At 42.7% G+C, this 15,322-nt stretch carries 13 protein-coding genes; 4 read left to right on the top strand and 9 right to left on the bottom strand.

Annotated features, from left to right (window positions below; genetic code table 11):
• The first annotated feature begins 280 nt into the window (after positions 1-280).
• The 3 genes from ydiJ (at position 281) to yidC (ending at position 5,708) form a co-directional block, all read left to right on the top strand.
• Positions 281-3,370 (top strand): D-2-hydroxyglutarate dehydrogenase YdiJ, encoded by a 3,090-nt coding sequence (gene ydiJ, locus DRF63_RS07950; protein WP_043991884.1) that lies wholly within the window; start codon positions 281-283, stop codon positions 3,368-3,370.
• Positions 3,371-3,502: 132 nt separating this feature from the next.
• Positions 3,503-3,928: a hotdog fold thioesterase gene (locus tag DRF63_RS07945; protein WP_005598632.1), complete on the top strand. Its 426-nt coding sequence runs from the start codon at positions 3,503-3,505 to the stop codon at positions 3,926-3,928.
• A gap of 151 nt (positions 3,929-4,079) precedes the next feature.
• Positions 4,080-5,708 carry a membrane protein insertase YidC gene (yidC, locus tag DRF63_RS07940; protein WP_043991885.1) on the top strand — a complete coding sequence of 543 codons (1,629 nt, stop codon included), beginning with the start codon at positions 4,080-4,082 and terminating at the stop codon, positions 5,706-5,708.
• 284 nt (positions 5,709-5,992) lie between these two features.
• On the opposite strand, the gene DRF63_RS07935 is transcribed toward yidC, so the two are convergent.
• The 7 genes from DRF63_RS07935 to napF form a co-directional block, all read right to left on the bottom strand.
• Complete coding sequence (locus DRF63_RS07935) at positions 5,993-6,607, bottom strand: cytochrome c3 family protein (RefSeq protein WP_005598637.1); 615 nt, start codon at positions 6,605-6,607, stop codon at positions 5,993-5,995.
• Positions 6,608-6,618: 11 nt separating this feature from the next.
• Positions 6,619-7,041 carry a nitrate reductase cytochrome c-type subunit gene (locus DRF63_RS07930; protein ID WP_005598639.1) on the bottom strand — a complete coding sequence of 141 codons (423 nt, stop codon included), beginning with the start codon at positions 7,039-7,041 and terminating at the stop codon, positions 6,619-6,621.
• A gap of 18 nt (positions 7,042-7,059) precedes the next feature.
• Complete coding sequence (gene napH / locus DRF63_RS07925; RefSeq protein ID WP_005598641.1) at positions 7,060-7,953, bottom strand: quinol dehydrogenase ferredoxin subunit NapH; 894 nt, start codon at positions 7,951-7,953, stop codon at positions 7,060-7,062.
• Positions 7,953-8,858 (bottom strand): ferredoxin-type protein NapG, encoded by a 906-nt coding sequence (gene napG, locus DRF63_RS07920; RefSeq protein WP_005598642.1) that lies wholly within the window; start codon positions 8,856-8,858, stop codon positions 7,953-7,955. Before napG ends, napH begins: the two co-directional genes overlap by 1 nt.
• Positions 8,859-8,992: 134 nt before the next feature.
• Complete coding sequence (gene napA, locus DRF63_RS07915; protein ID WP_005619821.1) at positions 8,993-11,476, bottom strand: nitrate reductase catalytic subunit NapA; 2,484 nt, start codon at positions 11,474-11,476, stop codon at positions 8,993-8,995.
• Between the two features lie 31 nt (positions 11,477-11,507).
• Positions 11,508-11,777 (bottom strand): chaperone NapD, encoded by a 270-nt coding sequence (locus DRF63_RS07910; protein WP_005598644.1) that lies wholly within the window; start codon positions 11,775-11,777, stop codon positions 11,508-11,510.
• Positions 11,778-11,779: 2 nt separating this feature from the next.
• Complete coding sequence (napF, locus tag DRF63_RS07905; RefSeq protein ID WP_005598645.1) at positions 11,780-12,310, bottom strand: ferredoxin-type protein NapF; 531 nt, start codon at positions 12,308-12,310, stop codon at positions 11,780-11,782.
• A 198-nt stretch (positions 12,311-12,508) separates the two neighbouring features.
• Between napF and DRF63_RS07900 the strand changes: the two genes are divergently transcribed.
• A complete protein-coding gene (locus tag DRF63_RS07900) occupies positions 12,509-13,084 on the top strand; it encodes an NAD(P)H-dependent oxidoreductase (RefSeq protein ID WP_005598646.1) in 576 nt (191 codons plus the stop codon).
• 135 nt (positions 13,085-13,219) lie between these two features.
• On the opposite strand, the gene DRF63_RS07895 is transcribed toward DRF63_RS07900, so the two are convergent.
• Together DRF63_RS07895 and DRF63_RS07890 are read right to left on the bottom strand one after the other, a co-directional pair.
• Positions 13,220-14,553, bottom strand: a protein-coding gene (locus DRF63_RS07895) for an IS3 family transposase (RefSeq protein WP_108744158.1) whose coding sequence is annotated in 2 segments (ribosomal slippage) — positions 13,220-14,100 and positions 14,100-14,553 — 1,335 coding nt in all. Because the reading frame shifts where the segments join, the coding sequence is not laid out codon by codon here.
• Positions 14,554-14,656: 103 nt separating this feature from the next.
• Positions 14,657-15,169 carry a hypothetical protein gene (locus tag DRF63_RS07890; RefSeq protein WP_009875192.1) on the bottom strand — a complete coding sequence of 171 codons (513 nt, stop codon included), beginning with the start codon at positions 15,167-15,169 and terminating at the stop codon, positions 14,657-14,659.
• Between the last annotated feature and the right edge of the window lie 153 nt (positions 15,170-15,322).

Here is a 15,322-nt window from a genome sequence, read left to right as displayed (position 1 = left end):
AAACTACAATCAATTTGTAATTTCGAACTTTCCAGTCCTAATATTACATTCTTGTTCTTCTAATTCAAACGAGCAAGAATTCTTATTATTATCCGAGTTCGAATTTATAAAATCAAGAACTATAACAATGTAAAAATGTAATAAAGTGTATAGAAAAGTCTATTTTTTAATCAAATTATAATTCAAATATTCTTTTTCCTCTTTCATTTTCAATATTGATAAATCTTGTTAATATCCGCATTACTCGAATTTACTTTCTGTCCTATAAGAATAAAAAAATATGCTACCACAACTCTCAAAAATCCCGGCTTTGAATCCGACGGTAACCCATTTTCTTGGGGAACTCAAACAACAACATTTTAGCGGCGATATTGCTTCCAGTTATGCGGAGCGTCTTTCTTTAGCCACCGATAACAGCGTTTATCAACAGTTACCGCAAGCGATTTTATTTCCTAAATCGGTTTCGGATGTGGTGATTTTAACGAAATTAGCACAACGTCCGCATTTTCAACATCTGACTTTTACCCCTCGTGGCGGCGGTACCGGTACGAACGGGCAATCGCTAAATAATAATATTATTGTCGATCTCTCTCGCCATCTAAATCAAATCCTTGAATTAAACGTAGAAGAACGTTGGGTGCGAGTGCAAGCCGGTGTGGTTAAAGATCAGCTTAATCAATTCTTAAAACCACATGGTTTATTTTTCTCACCGGAGCTCTCCACCAGTAACCGCGCGACCTTAGGCGGTATGATTAACACCGACGCTTCCGGGCAGGGCTCACTGCAATACGGCAAAACCTCCGATCATGTTTTAGCGATTAAATCGGTATTGATGAACGGCGAAGTGTTGGAAACACAAGCGGTTAAATCTTGCGATTTTTTTGCAGAAATCGACCGCTTGGGCTTAACTGCTACCGGTAAACAGCTCCACCGTGAAATTTTTAGCCGTTGTCGTGAGTTACGTCCGACCGTACTTGCCGAGTTGCCGCAACTTAACCGCTTTTTAACCGGCTACGATTTAAAAAATGTGTTTAATGCGGATGAAAGCGAGTTTAATCTCACTCGTATTCTAACCGGTTCGGAAGGCTCGCTTGCTTTTATTTGTGAGGCGAAGCTCAATTTATTGCCACTGCCGAAATTCCGTACCTTAATTAATATTAAATATAATTCGTTTGATGCGGCATTGCGTTCCGCCCCGTTTATGCTGAAAGCCAATGCGTTGTCGGTTGAAACGGTCGATTCTAAAGTGCTGAATTTGGCGAAACAGGACATTATTTGGCATTCGGTGTCCGATTTATTAACCGAAGATGCGAATAACCCGATTCTCGGCATTAATATTGTGGAATATGCCGGCAGCGATCAGACGTTAATCGAACAACAAGTTGCGGATTTAATAAAAGCGTTAGACGAAAAACTGACGGATTCAACCAGCGGTATTATCAGCTATCAAATTTGCAACGATATTGCCTCGATCGAAAAAATTTATGCGATGCGTAAAAAAGCAGTCGGTTTATTGGGTAATGCTAAAGGCTGGGAGAAGCCGATTGCGTTTGTGGAAGACACTTGTGTTCCCCCTGAAAATCTTGCCGATTACATCGCCGAGTTCCGCCAATTATTAGATGATCACGGTTTGGAATACGGCATGTTCGGCCACGTGGATGCCGGCGTGCTACATGTTCGCCCCGCATTAGATTTAACCGACCGTGCGCAAGTACAAAAATTTAAAGCGATTTCCGATCAAGTGGTTGAACTTACCGCAAAATATGGCGGTTTGATTTGGGGAGAACACGGCAAAGGTATGCGTTCGGTGTATGGCGAGAAATTCTTTGGCGAAAAATTATGGCGAGAGTTACGTTATATCAAACAGTTGTTTGACCCGCAAAACCGTTTGAACCCGGGCAAAATTTGCACACCGTTGGAGAGCAGTGCGGCACTTTACCCGATCGACTCATCAATGCGTGCCGATTTTGATCGCCAAATTCCAATTCAAGTGCGTGAAGAATTTAAAGGCGCGATGAACTGTAACGGCAACGGGCTGTGCTTTAACTTTGATGTACATAGTACGATGTGTCCGTCAATGAAAGTATCGGGTAACCGCCTTTATTCGCCGAAAGGGCGTGCGACTTTGATTCGAGAATGGCTCAGATTACTTGCCGAACAAAACGTATCGCCGGACGATTTGATCTTCAAACCGCGTAAACAAGCGGTCAAATTAACCGATTTTGTTGCAAAAATTCGCAATACGCTGAATAAACAGAAAGAATACGATTTTTCGCATGAAGTAAAAACGGCAATGGATACTTGCCTTGCGTGTAAAGCTTGTGCCAGCCAATGTCCGATCAAAATTGACGTACCGACTTTCAGATCGCAGTTTAATGAGCTGTACCATAGCCGTTATTTGCGTCCGGCAAAAGATTATCTGGTTTCCAATCTTGAATTTGTCGCACCTATGATGGCGAAAGCGCCGAAATTTTTTAACTTTTTCAGTAGCACCAAATTAGCGGAAACGGTGGCGAATAAAACGATCGGAATGACTTATTTACCGGTGCTTTCCGTACCGAACTTGCAGCAACAGTTAGTTGAGATTGGTTATCAGGGCGTGACCTTAGAGACTTTGGAAGCACAAGCAAGCGGTCAAAAATCAGCGGAATTTTGCAAAACCGTGCTAGTGGTGCAAGACCCGTTCACTTCGTTCTATGATGCGAAAGTAGTGGCGGATTTTGTTCGATTGCTACAAAAACTCGGTTTTCATCCGGTTGTGTTACCGTTTAAACCGAGCGGTAAGGCGCAACATATCAAGGGGTTTTTAAGCAAGTTTGCTAAAACTGCACGCAATCAGGCGGAATTTCTCAATCGTGTCGCCCAACTCGGCTTACCGATGGTGGCGGTTGATCCTGCTCTGACCTTAGTTTACCGTGACGAATATCGTGATATCTTAAAAGCAGCGCGCGGTGATTTCAAAGTGCAACTGGCTCACGAATGGCTCCGAGATATGATTCAAGCCGGTGAGTTGGAGCATTGCAAAAAATCAGTAAATTCCGACCGCTTGAGCTGGCATTTATTTGCACACTGTACCGAAGCGACCGAATTGCCGAATGCGCCGAAAGAGTGGCAAGCGATTTTTGCCCATTTCGGTGAACAGTTGGTGAATGAAAATGTCGGTTGTTGCGGTATGGCGGGTACATTTGGACACGAAACCAAACACCTTGAAATGTCAAAAGCGATTTATCAGCAATCGTGGCAAATTAAATTGAAAAATAAACCGCTTGAGCGTTGCCTTGCGACCGGCTATTCCTGCCGTTCGCAAGTAAAACGTTTTGAGTATTATTCGGTTAAACACCCGATTCAGGCATTGCTTGAGGTGGTTTAGTAAATTTTAAACAAATCTCCCCTAACCCCTCTTTACTAAAGAGGGGGATTAATATTGAAGGGCAAAGAGAGTACGACCTTTCATTCTTTTACGAAGAAAGATTGAGAGGAATTTATAACAAAAGGAAACATAATGACGATTTGGAAGCAAACAGCAACTTGTGAACAATTAAACGCACTTAGCCAAAAATCGGCGGTAGCACACTTAGGTATCGAATTTACCGCAATCGGGGAAGATTGGATTGAAGCACAACTTATGGTGGACGAGCGTACCCAGCAGCCATTCGGCGTATTGCACGGCGGTGTATCAGCTGCTTTAGCGGAAACCACAGCCAATGCCGGTGCGTTAATGGTATGTGAAGCGCATCAAATTGCGGTCGGAATGGAACTGAATATCAGCCATTTAAAATCGGTGCCGGCCGGCACAAAAGCGATTGCCTGTGCCAATCCGCTGAAATTAGGGCGAGAAGTTCAAGTGTGGAATATTGATATTAAAGACGAACAAGGCAACCTTTGTGCCGTGGCTCGTCTTTCAACCAAAACCTTAGATAAACGTTAATATCCTATCCTGCAAGCGGTCGAATTTGGTCAAGTTTTTGCAAAATTCTTGCTAAATCCGACCGCTATTCGCAAAAGGCGGTTGGATCTAGTGCCAACCTATTATAAAATGCCTTTCTTTTTATCTGTCCTTAACCCAAGAGAAACTCAATATGAATTCAAATCGTAGTTTACTGGTAATGGGTTTGTTATTAGTGTCTTTCTTGATTTTTACGCAATGGCAACAGGATTTTAATCCTGAAATTCAGGCGCAAAAACAAGCACAACAACAAGCTCAAGTTGCATCACAATCAGGCGATGTGCCTGCGGCATCTAACGCAAATACCGTTATTGCGGAGAATGCAACCCAAGGTAAAACCGTCACGCTTCAAAGTGATGTATTACGTTTAACCATCGACACTTTAGGTGGCGATGTAATTGCTTCGGATTTATTAGCGCATAATGCGGAATTAAATTCCCAAACGCCATTCAAATTATTACAAACCGGAGCGACGACTTATGTTGCGCAAAGCGGTTTAGTCGGCAAAAACGGGATCGATACCAATGCAGGTCGTCCGCAATACCAAGTTGCACAAGATACGTTCGTTTTGGCGGAAGGTCAAAATGAAATGAGCGTACCGATGACGTTTGAAAAAGACGGTGTGCTTTATACCAAAACCTTTGTGTTAAAACGCGGTAGCTATGATGTTGCGGTGAACTTCAATGTGAAAAACCAAACGGCGGCAACCGTCGAAGTTCAGCCTTACGGTCAAATCAAACATACCTTATTGGAAAGTTCAGGCAGCTTAACTATGCCGACTTATACCGGCGGTGCGTATTCTTCAGCCGAAACAAACTATAAAAAATATAGTTTCCAAGATATGGAGAAAGCTAACCTCGATATTAATACGAAAGCGGGTTGGGTTGCGTTATTACAACACTATTTCGTTTCCGCTTGGGTACCGAATCAAGATGCGGAAAATACGATTTACTCTCGTACCAACAACGGCATTGCGACCATCGGTTATCGTGGTCCGGTAACAACTATCGCACCGAATAGCGAAGCGACGATTACCAGCCAATTATGGACCGGTCCGAAAGACCAAAAAGAAATGGAAGCGACCGCAGCAAACCTTGATTTAACCGTAGATTACGGTTGGGTGTGGTTTATTGCGAAACCGTTATTTGCGTTACTGACTTTCATCCAAAGCATCGTGACAAACTGGGGTTTAGCGATTATCGGGGTTACCATTGTGGTTAAAACCATTCTTTACCCATTAACCAAAGCGCAATATACCTCAATGGCAAGAATGCGTATGCTACAACCGAAAATCCAAGAAATGCGCGAGCGTTTCGGCGATGATCGTCAGCGTATGAGCCAAGAGATGATGAAGCTCTATAAAGAAGAAAAAGTAAACCCGATGGGCGGCTGTTTACCGATTCTTATCCAAATGCCGATTTTCATCGCATTATATTGGACCTTTATGGAAGCGGTGGAACTTCGTCACGCACCGTTCTTCGGTTGGATTCAAGACTTATCCGCACAAGACCCGTACTACATTCTTCCGTTATTAATGGGTGCGTCGATGTTCTTGTTACAGAAAATGTCGCCTAGTCCGGTAACCGATCCGGTACAACAAAAAGTAATGACCTTTATGCCGGTAATGTTTACCGTATTCTTCTTATGGTTCCCGTCAGGCTTAGTACTTTACTGGCTGACTTCAAACATCATTACGATTGTTCAACAATGGTTAATCTATCGTAATCTTGAGAAGAAAGGCTTACATTCTCGTAAAAAATAAACGAGATAATATTTAAAATATCCGCACGCCGAATCGGAATTATTCCTTTTAGCATGCGGATTTTTTATGCCTTTAAGTCGGTAGCAAATAGTCTATAAGACCGCCCTATAAGCTCTTATAAAGATAAAGAAGATAAGCAAATATACTATCCGTAACGGATTAATTAAAGAGCGAGTCTATCACTGCTTCGAGTAAAATTATCTTTTAATCGCCAATAAAAAAGGACCGAGTTTTATATATCTTAAACTCGATCCTTAACTTGTTATTCCGACTTAGTTTTTAAACTATTTAGCTTCGGCTTTTTGTTCTTTCTGAATCATATCTTCAGGAATAAAGGTTTTTTGTACTTTTTCCATATGAGGAAGATTGTGTGCGATACCTTTGTGACAATCGATACAAGTTTTACCCTGATCTTGCGCCATTGCGTGCATTTGTTGTGCTACGGTTTTCTGTTGAGTGAAATCCATATCTTCAAAGTTATGACAGTTACGGCACTCTTGAGAATCGTTAGCTTTCATACGCGCCCACTCGCGTTCCGCCATTTCTAAACGATGCGCTTCAAATTTTTCTTTCGTATCCACTTTACCGGTAAAGTGTGCGTAAACTTCTTTTGAAGCGATAATTTTACGTTTCCATTTATCAATGAACTCATGAGGTACGTGACAGTCCGAACAAATCGCTTTCACCCCGCTACGGTTTGAATAGTGAGCCGAAGCACGATATTCGGGTACAACGTCATTCATATGACAGTCCGAACAGAATTGTTCGGTATTGGTATGTTCTAAACCTTTATTAAAACCGCCCCACGCTAAAATACCGCCAATCGCAGAAATGAGAATAAGCGTACCTGCCGCCATTTTACTCGGTGTACGGAACCAGTTCCAAAATTTCTTAATCATTATGTCGCTCCTTATTTACCTTGCATTTGACGAATCGTTTCAAATTTATTTTGAATAATCGGATTTACATCCGTTTGTTGTACGTGGCATTGTAAACAGAAGTAACGACGCGGAGAGGTTCCTTCCGTCAATTTACCGTCTCGATCCATAAAATGCGTTTTAGGCACACGCGGAGCACCCGTCGTGCTTGATACTTCCGGCGCATGGCAACCTAAACATTGGTTGGTATTTTTAGTTACTTGTAAACCACGAATACTATGCGGAACAAGCGGCGGTTGATGAGGGAAAGTCACCGGAATGTTACCGATATCTTTATGCGGGTTGGTATAAGCCGGCGCCACATTTTCCGGTAATTTATCCAACGATAAATTTTGCGTTTCCGCTACTGCAAAGCCTGTAATTGCAGTAAGGATAAGAGCGAGATATTTTCTCATTTTGATTCACTCCATGATTTATACATTTTTTACTTCAATACTGCCTTGAAAACGTGTTCCGAAGGCAAAAACATTTTCCGGACAAACGTCAATACAACGTCCGCAGCTAATGCAATCTTTTGAAAGAACTATCGTACTGTCTTCCGGTTTACCGTGTAACGGCACTCTTAGTACTTGCGGTTCAGGGCAAACGTTATAGCAGTCCATACAACGGTCGCAACGAGCGCGATCCACCACATTTACTTTGATCACGCTTTTTGCTCCAATCAGCGCATAAGTCGCACCAATCGGACAAAGATGTCCGCACCAACCGTGTTCCACAATCAGTAAATCGAACAAGAAGACCACTGCGACCAACCAAAGCGTTGCGCCTAATCCGAATACAAAAACTCGACCGAGCGCGGCTACCGGATTGATCCATTCCCACAATAATGTGCCGGAAATCGCACTACCGACCAAAATCATCGCTAAAATCGCATAACGTAAATTACGCGGGATTTTAGCACTTTGGCGAATACCGAGTTTTCTACGTAACCAAGCTGCGGTATCCGTGACCATATTCATCGGACAAACCCAACCGCAGAACGCTTTACTTGCCACAACGGCATAAAACGCTACAACGATTAACGCACCTAAAATCGTCGTCCATTCCGGTAAATAACCGGTCGCCAGACTTTCCGCCGTAATCAGCGGATCGCTCATCGGAATCACGTCGAACAACATACTGCCGCTGTAATTACCTTTTAGAATCCAAACATTCAAAAACGGCCCGCTCAAAAACATCAAAATAATGCTTAGTTGGCTGATACGACGTAAGATTAAAAATCGATACGCTCTCCACCAACCTAATTTTTGTCGAGCCTCTAAACCGGCGTGTTGCGGTTTATTCGGGGTAAATTTTACTTCAGCCATTATTTAACCCCCTTGATATTTAAATCTAAATTAGGGAAATGTTCCGCTTCAGGTACAGTAGTCGAACTCGGTACGTAGTCATAAGTCGCACGATTCGGCGTCGCAACTTTTTGGTTCGGCTGTACTTTCATAAATTGATAAGTCGGCTCGTTCATACCTTCCGGTACACGCGCATCCATTGCCGGGCGTAAGCCGTCCGGATGCTGTTCTTCCAACAACGCTTTACCGGCATTTTGTTTCTCTTGCCAGCCTAAACGATAGTGACGTCCCAATAAGCCTTTAGCTAAATCCATCGGTAATACTTTAATCGCCGCTTCTTCCAATACGCACGATTGTTCGCATTTACCGCAACCGGTACAAGCATCGGAATGAACGGTCGGAATTAACTTCGCATGAATATGCGTACGCGTATTCGGTACTTCTTCCAGCGTAATCGCTTTATCGATCAGCGGACATACTCGATAACATACGTCACAACGTAAACCTTGCCAGTTCAAACAAGTTTCATGGTCAAGTAATACCGCCAATCCCATACGAGCATCGTTAATATCGGTTAATTCCTCGCTTAACGCTCCGCTAGGGCAAGCATTCATACAAGGAATATCCACGCACATTTCACAAGGTTTGTCTCGCGCAATAAAATACGGAGTCCCCGCTTCCATCGGCGAAAGTAAACTTGCCAAATGCAGCATATCGTACGGACAGGCTTGTACGCATTGTCCGCAACGCGTACAAGAGGCTAAGAAATCCTTTTCCGGTAATGCACCCGGCGGTCGTAAAGCAACACCTTCTTTGGCGTTTGCTTGGTGTTGTTGCAATCCTAAGATCACTCCGACACCACAAATACCGGCTGCGGTTCTAGTCGCATTTTTCAAAAATTGGCGACGATTCGGGTCAAGTTTCATAGTGGTTTCCTTTCGTAGAGCAGGCATTTCCGCCCGCTTCTTTAACGACGTAAATTATATTGGCGAGCAAGCATACTCACCCTACAAGCGGTCGGATTTTCAAAAAACTTTGTAAATTCCGACCGTATGTTTCATTACGCCTTAACCACTTTAACCGCACATTTTTTATAGTCGGTTTCACCTGAAATCGGGTCGGTTGCATCTAAAGTTAATTTATTGGCTAACTGTCCCGCATCGAAGAAGGTGGTATAAATTAAGCCTTTCGGACATTTATTACGACCGCGCGTATCTAAGTGAGTAATAATTTCACCGCGACGAGTAATTAATTTCACTTTATCACCGTGACGTAACCCGCGAGCCTTAGCATCGTCCGGATGCATCCAGCAAAGATTATTCGGGAACGAACGGTGTAATTCCGGTACACGACGTGTCATCGTACCTGTATGCCAATGTTCAAGAACACGACCGGTACATAACCATAAATCGTACTCTTCGTCCGGACTTTCCGCTGGCTCTTCGTAAGGTACGCCTAAGATAATCGCTTTCTTATCCGGATAGCCGTAGAACGATACGCCTTCACCCGCTTTGACGTACGGGTCGAAGCCTTCACGGTAACGCCATAAGGTTTCTTTACCGTCCACTACCGGCCAACGTAAACCGCGCACTTGATGGTAAGTATCAAAGTCGGCTAAGTCATGTCCGTGACCGCGACCGAATGCCGCATATTCTTCAAATAAACCTTTTTGTAAGTAGTAACCGAAGTGTTCCGCTTCATCATTGATATAACCCGGTATGTTAGTCGGCGTATCGAATTTATCCACTTGACCGTTTTTATACAGCACTTCGTAGAGAGTTTTACCGCGATATTCCGGCATTTGTGCAAGTAACGCTTCATCCCATACTTCGTCGGTTTTGAAGTATTTAGAGAATTCAACGATTTGCCATAAGTCTGATTTTGACTCGCCCGGACCTTTCACTTGCTGACGCCAGAATTGGGTACGACGTTCCGCATTACCGTAAGCCCCTTCTTTTTCCACCCACATACAAGTCGGAAGAATTAAGTCCGCAGCTACCGCAGAAACAGAAGGATACGGATCGGAAACCACAATAAAGTTTTCAGGATTACGCCAACCCGGGAAGATCTCTTCATTAATATTCGGACCGCCTTGCATATTGTTGGTACAAAGCTGCCATAAGAAATTAAGTTTACCGTCTTTTAACATACGGCTTTGCATAACCGCAGGATACCCCGGCACGGTCGGAATCGTACCTTTCGGTAATTTCCACGCTTTTTCTACAATTTCAACGTGTTTCGGATTGGTTACCACCATGTCCGCCGGTAAACGGTGTACGAAAGTACCGACTTCGCGCGCCGTACCGCAAGCTGACGGCTGACCGGTTAATGAGAACGGACCGCAACCCGGCGTTGAGATTTTACCGGTAAGCAAGTGTACGTTATAAACCATGTGGTTTACCCATACGCCGCGTACGTGCTGGTTAAAGCCCATTGTCCAAAAAGATACTAACGTTTGTTTCGGATCCGCATACATTTTCGCCAGCGTTTCCAACTGATCTTTCGGTACGCCGGAAATCTCGTGCGCTTTTTCTAATGTATAAGGCTCAACGATTTTCTTAAATTCTTCGAAATCGGAATCATACATTTTGCCGGCGGTTTTCGCATTTTTCGCCGCTTTTTGGCGAGGATGATCCGGACGTAAACCGTAACCGATATCCGTTTCGCCGCGTTTAAATTTAGTATGTTTATTAACGAAATCCCAGTTTACTTTATCGTTTTGGATAATGTAGTTGGCGATATAGTTAAGAATTGCTAAATCTGAATGCGGTTTAAAGATAATCGGGGTATCCGCCAATTCAAATGAACGGTGTTCAAATGTGGACATTACCACCACTTTCACTTTATCGTCCGATAAGCGGCGGTCGGAAATACGGCTCCATAAAATCGGGTGCATTTCCGCCATATTCGAACCCCAAAGCACGAACGCGTCGGTTTTCTCAATATCGTTATAGCAGCCCATCGGTTCGTCCATACCGAAAGTACGCATAAAGGCTACCGCCGCAGACGCCATACAGTGACGCGCATTCGGGTCGATAGTGTTAGAACGTAAACCGCCTTTCCAAAGTTTAACTTTCGCATAGCCTTCAAAAATAGTAGTTTGACCTGATGAGAACATACCGACCGAATTCGGTTCTTTTTTCTTCAGAATGTCTTTTACTTTCTCCGCCATAATGGTGAAAGCCTGATCCCAAGAAACCGGGGTAAAGTCACCTTCTTTATGGAATTTACCGTCTTTCATACGTAATAAAGGCGTTTGTACACGGTCTGCGCCGTACATAATTTTTGATAAGAAGTAACCTTTAATACAGTTTAAACCACGGTTTACTTCCGCATCCGGGTCACCTTGGGTCGCAACCACACGACCGTCTTTGGTACCGACCAGTACGCTACAACCCGTACCGCAGAAACGGCATGGTGCTTTATCCCATCTAATACCGTCATCAGCAGCATAAACATTTTTTACAGGAATCGTCATTCCTGCCGCAGCAGCCGCAGCCATCGCCGCATTTGCTTTCATAAAATCTCTACGATTGAGTTCCATAATGTTTCCCACTTTTATAAAAAAATTAAAACTATTGTTCATCCAGATAATTGGAAATTAACAATACGACAATCACACCGTCAATATCCTTTACCTGATCGATTAAATCGGCTAAAGCAAGCTGTCTGTCACTCTCAAGTGTCACTACCAGTTTGCCTTCCTCGGCTTTCTCACCATGAATTTCTGCAAACGGAATGGTAAGAATGTCCGCTTTCACTTGCGCTAATTTTGCTGGTTTTGCTTGAACGACTAAGCTACATACATACCAGTTTTTCGCTTCGTTTAAGTTTTCCGTACTCATTGCTAAAGTTCATTCCTTAAAATTGATATTGCGGAAGTAGGACAAACCGATAGGCAAGCGCCACAACCGTTACAAGCGGTTAAATCCAGTTGCAAAGTTGCAATGCCGCCCAATGCGGGGCGAAAACGAATGGCTCTGCTTTCACAACCGTCTCCGCAACTTCTACATTCAACCCGCTGTTTTAATAAGCAGTTTTCTTTAATTTCGACCTTATGCCGCCATGCTTCTTCCGTTGTAGCCAAAAACACATCCGACTCACAACTTTTCACACAAGCTTCACAAAAAGTACATTCGCCGCGACTAAAATCAATCTCGGGATAACCGCCCGCCCCTTTCACAATAATTTGTGTTTCACAGGCGGATATGCAATTATCGCAAGCGGTGCATTTTTCATAAAAATCTGCAAGATTTGTCCAAGGCGGGCGAATCGCATGATGTCCTTGCTGCCTTACCTGCTCGGTTTGTAACACATTTAAAAAATGACCGCGTAAGAAACTACGTCGAGGTAAAGATTGTTGGCTGAACTCGGACAAAACACACCTACGGCAAAGAAAACTAAATAATGAATATTATCGGTTTTTACTGATCCGCTTTCATCACTCCAACGAGGTATTTGCCTAAGAACCGAAGGAAAGATTGATTATTATCAAAGAATAATTAAGGGAAGTTTTGTATGTAAAGACGGATTTCGAGGATAATTAAGAACCGTTATTATTTAGCTGAGAAATGTTATGAATCATCTGATTATTTACGCCCATCCTAACCCGCAAAGTTTTAACCGTGCGATACTTCAACAAGCCGTTCAGGCAAGTTCCGAACATCAAGTTATTGTACGTGATTTATACAGTTTAAATATTCATCCGAATTTGGCTTGGCAAGAATTCCAAGACAGCCTCACCGGTAAATATGCGGCAAAAATCCAAACCGAACATCAATATTGGCAACAAGCCGATGTCATCACTTTTATTTATCCGCTTTGGTGGATGGGTTTTCCGGCAATTTTAAAAGGCTATTTAGACCGAGTGCTGACCTACGGCTTCGCCTACACCAATGGCGAAACCGAAAGTGTCGGTTTATTAAAAGGCAAGAAAATGCAACAGTTTGTCACCATGGGCAACAGCAATCAGAAATATGCGGGCAAAGGTTTCTTAAAATCGCTTGACGATACGCTCGGCAACGGTTTGTTTAGCTTCTGCGGTATTGAAAATGTAAAAATGCACTATTTAGGTGACGTCGGTTTAAAAGAAACCGATTATGCGGCGCTTTTGCAGCAAGTTGAGCAAAGTTGTAGAGAAATATTGAAATAATACAAAATAAAAGCGGTTGATTTTGATAGAAAATTTGCAAGTTTTAAACTAACAAATCTCCCCTAACCCCTCTTTGCTAAAGAGGGGAAATCTGATGGCACTCATCTCTGATCTGACCCCCAAAAGTTAGACTGTTTAATTTAAGGACTGAGTTCTGTATTGTACAGGGCTGAGTCCTTTTAATTTCACTTGAATACGCTCATTGTTGTAATAATGAATGTACTCGTGAATCACTTTCTCAAGTTGTTCGAAAGTTTCAAATCGCTTACCAAAGTAACATTCCGTTTTCAATCGCCCAAAAAAACTTTCCATTGCCCCATTATCCAAGCAATTCGCTTTTCTCGACATACTTTGTTTAATATGATGTTTTCTCAGCATTTCTTGATAGTCTGCCATCTGGTATTGCCAGCCTTGGTCGGAATGTAAAATCGGTTTAGCGCCCTTAGGCAGTTTTGCGACTGCTTGCTTTAGCATCCGCATCACTTGCTCAAAGTTAGGGCTTCTTGCTAAATCATAAGCAAGAATTTCACTATTAAACAAGTCCTTAATAGGCGATAAATAGAGCTTGCCTTCCGCACATTTAAACTCGGTGATATCCGTTACGAGCTTTTCATTTGGCGCCGTTGCGTGAAAATCCTGTTGCAATACATTCTCGGCAATTTTACCCACTTCACCTTGATAAGAACGATATTTCCTCTGCTTACATTTCCCTTTTAAATCAAGCTGTTGCATTATCCTTTGAATACGCTTATGGTTAATCGCACCCAAAAAATCACGTAACTTTAACGTAATACGACGATAGCCGTAATTGCCATCATTATCTTGATAAATCTCAATCACTTTCTGCCTAATCACTGCATTTTTATCGATTTTAGGCGGTAAGTGATAAAAGAACGTACTACGTTTTAAACCAGTCAAAGGGAGGAGGATTTCTAAGGGAAAATCCACTCGCAACGTTTTTACGATGGCTGCTTTTGCCGCATTTTTTGTTGGCTGAGCTCCCGCAACTTTTTTAGGTAAGCTACCTCCGCTTCCAGCTCTAAAATACGATAACGTAGGCGTTCTTCTTCAGTTTTAGGTGGAGGAGGCATTTTCGGGTATTTCGGTTTCATTGTCGGGCGACCTTTGGGCTTGGGTAATAAGCCGTTTATACCTTGTTCTTCAAAGATGTGCAACCATTGGCTAATCGAACCTGAATTAGCAATGCCAAAATGAAGGGAGGCGCTTTCCGCAGAAAATTGCCCCTTTTTGACCGCTTGTATGACGGTTAATTTGAATTCGGGGGAATATTTTTGCTTCTTACCTATCACCGCTAGCCCATTGATTCCGTTATGATTAAATTGAGCAATCCATCGAGTTAAGGTTTTCTTGGATAATTGAAAATGTCGTTGAGTGAATAAACGGTTTTTGTCATTTTGAAGATAAAACTCGATGACTTGTTGTTTGAATAGCGAGTTATATTTAGTCATAAAAAATCTGCACCTTAATCCGTTGGAGGTTTAGTCCAACTTTTGGGGGGCAGATCAAGAAGTGGGCTTTTTCTGCTTTGGTTTGGAGATACCTTAGCAAGAATTATTTAGTTTCAACTGCTTGTTTTACTTCAGCCGCTTTTTCTTTTACCGCTTCAGCACCTGCTTCCATTTTAGTTGCAGCAGCATCTTTCATTTCAGTTGCTTTATCAGCCATTGCTTTAGCAGCATCTTGCGTCATAGCTTTAGCGTCTTCCATTTTAGTTGCAGCCGCATCTTTCATTTCGGTTGCTTTATCAGCCATTGCTTTAGCAGCGTCTTGAGTTGCAGCTTTAGCGTCTTCCATTTTAGTTGCAGCCGCATCTTTCATTTCGGTTGCTTTATCAGCCATTGCTTTAGCAGCGTCTTGCGTCATAGCTTTAGCGTCTTCCATTTTAGTTGCAGCCGCATCTTTCATTTCGGTTGCTTTATCAGCCATTGCTTTAGCAGCGTCTTGAGTTGCAGCTTTAGCGTCTTCCATTTTAGCTGCAGCCGCATCTTTCGCTTGGTTAGCTTGATCACAAGCCGCTAATGTTAATGTTGCACCTAATACTAATGCTAATAGAGATTTTTTCATTTTTGTTTCCTTATGTAAAAAATTAATAATGCCTACTTTAAATCAAGCACGCTCATAGTACTTAGAACACAGTTTATAAAATAAGTTTCCGAAAATATTGCTTTTTGATGAAAAAAGCCGATTGAAGTTTCAATCGGCTTTCGATCCAAAAGA

The organism is Actinobacillus pleuropneumoniae, from assembly GCF_003290385.1.
Taxonomy (GTDB): domain Bacteria; phylum Pseudomonadota; class Gammaproteobacteria; order Enterobacterales; family Pasteurellaceae; genus Actinobacillus; species Actinobacillus lignieresii.
The sequence above is the reverse complement of the archived record's forward strand: the minus strand, read 5'-3'. Positions and strand labels throughout refer to the sequence as shown.

Coding starts and splice junctions, on each gene's coding strand:
- ydiJ (WP_043991884.1), top strand. CDS start 281: ATGCTACCACAACTCTCAAAAATCCCGGCTTTGAATCCGACGGTAACC.
- DRF63_RS07945 (WP_005598632.1), top strand. CDS start 3,503: ATGACGATTTGGAAGCAAACAGCAACTTGTGAACAATTAAACGCACTT.
- yidC (WP_043991885.1), top strand. CDS start 4,080: ATGAATTCAAATCGTAGTTTACTGGTAATGGGTTTGTTATTAGTGTCT.
- DRF63_RS07935 (WP_005598637.1), bottom strand. CDS start 6,607: ATGATTAAGAAATTTTGGAACTGGTTCCGTACACCGAGTAAAATGGCG.
- DRF63_RS07930 (WP_005598639.1), bottom strand. CDS start 7,041: ATGAGAAAATATCTCGCTCTTATCCTTACTGCAATTACAGGCTTTGCA.
- napH (WP_005598641.1), bottom strand. CDS start 7,953: ATGGCTGAAGTAAAATTTACCCCGAATAAACCGCAACACGCCGGTTTA.
- napG (WP_005598642.1), bottom strand. CDS start 8,858: ATGAAACTTGACCCGAATCGTCGCCAATTTTTGAAAAATGCGACTAGA.
- napA (WP_005619821.1), bottom strand. CDS start 11,476: ATGGAACTCAATCGTAGAGATTTTATGAAAGCAAATGCGGCGATGGCT.
- DRF63_RS07910 (WP_005598644.1), bottom strand. CDS start 11,777: ATGAGTACGGAAAACTTAAACGAAGCGAAAAACTGGTATGTATGTAGC.
- DRF63_RS07900 (WP_005598646.1), top strand. CDS start 12,509: ATGAATCATCTGATTATTTACGCCCATCCTAACCCGCAAAGTTTTAAC.
- DRF63_RS07890 (WP_009875192.1), bottom strand. CDS start 15,169: ATGAAAAAATCTCTATTAGCATTAGTATTAGGTGCAACATTAACATTA.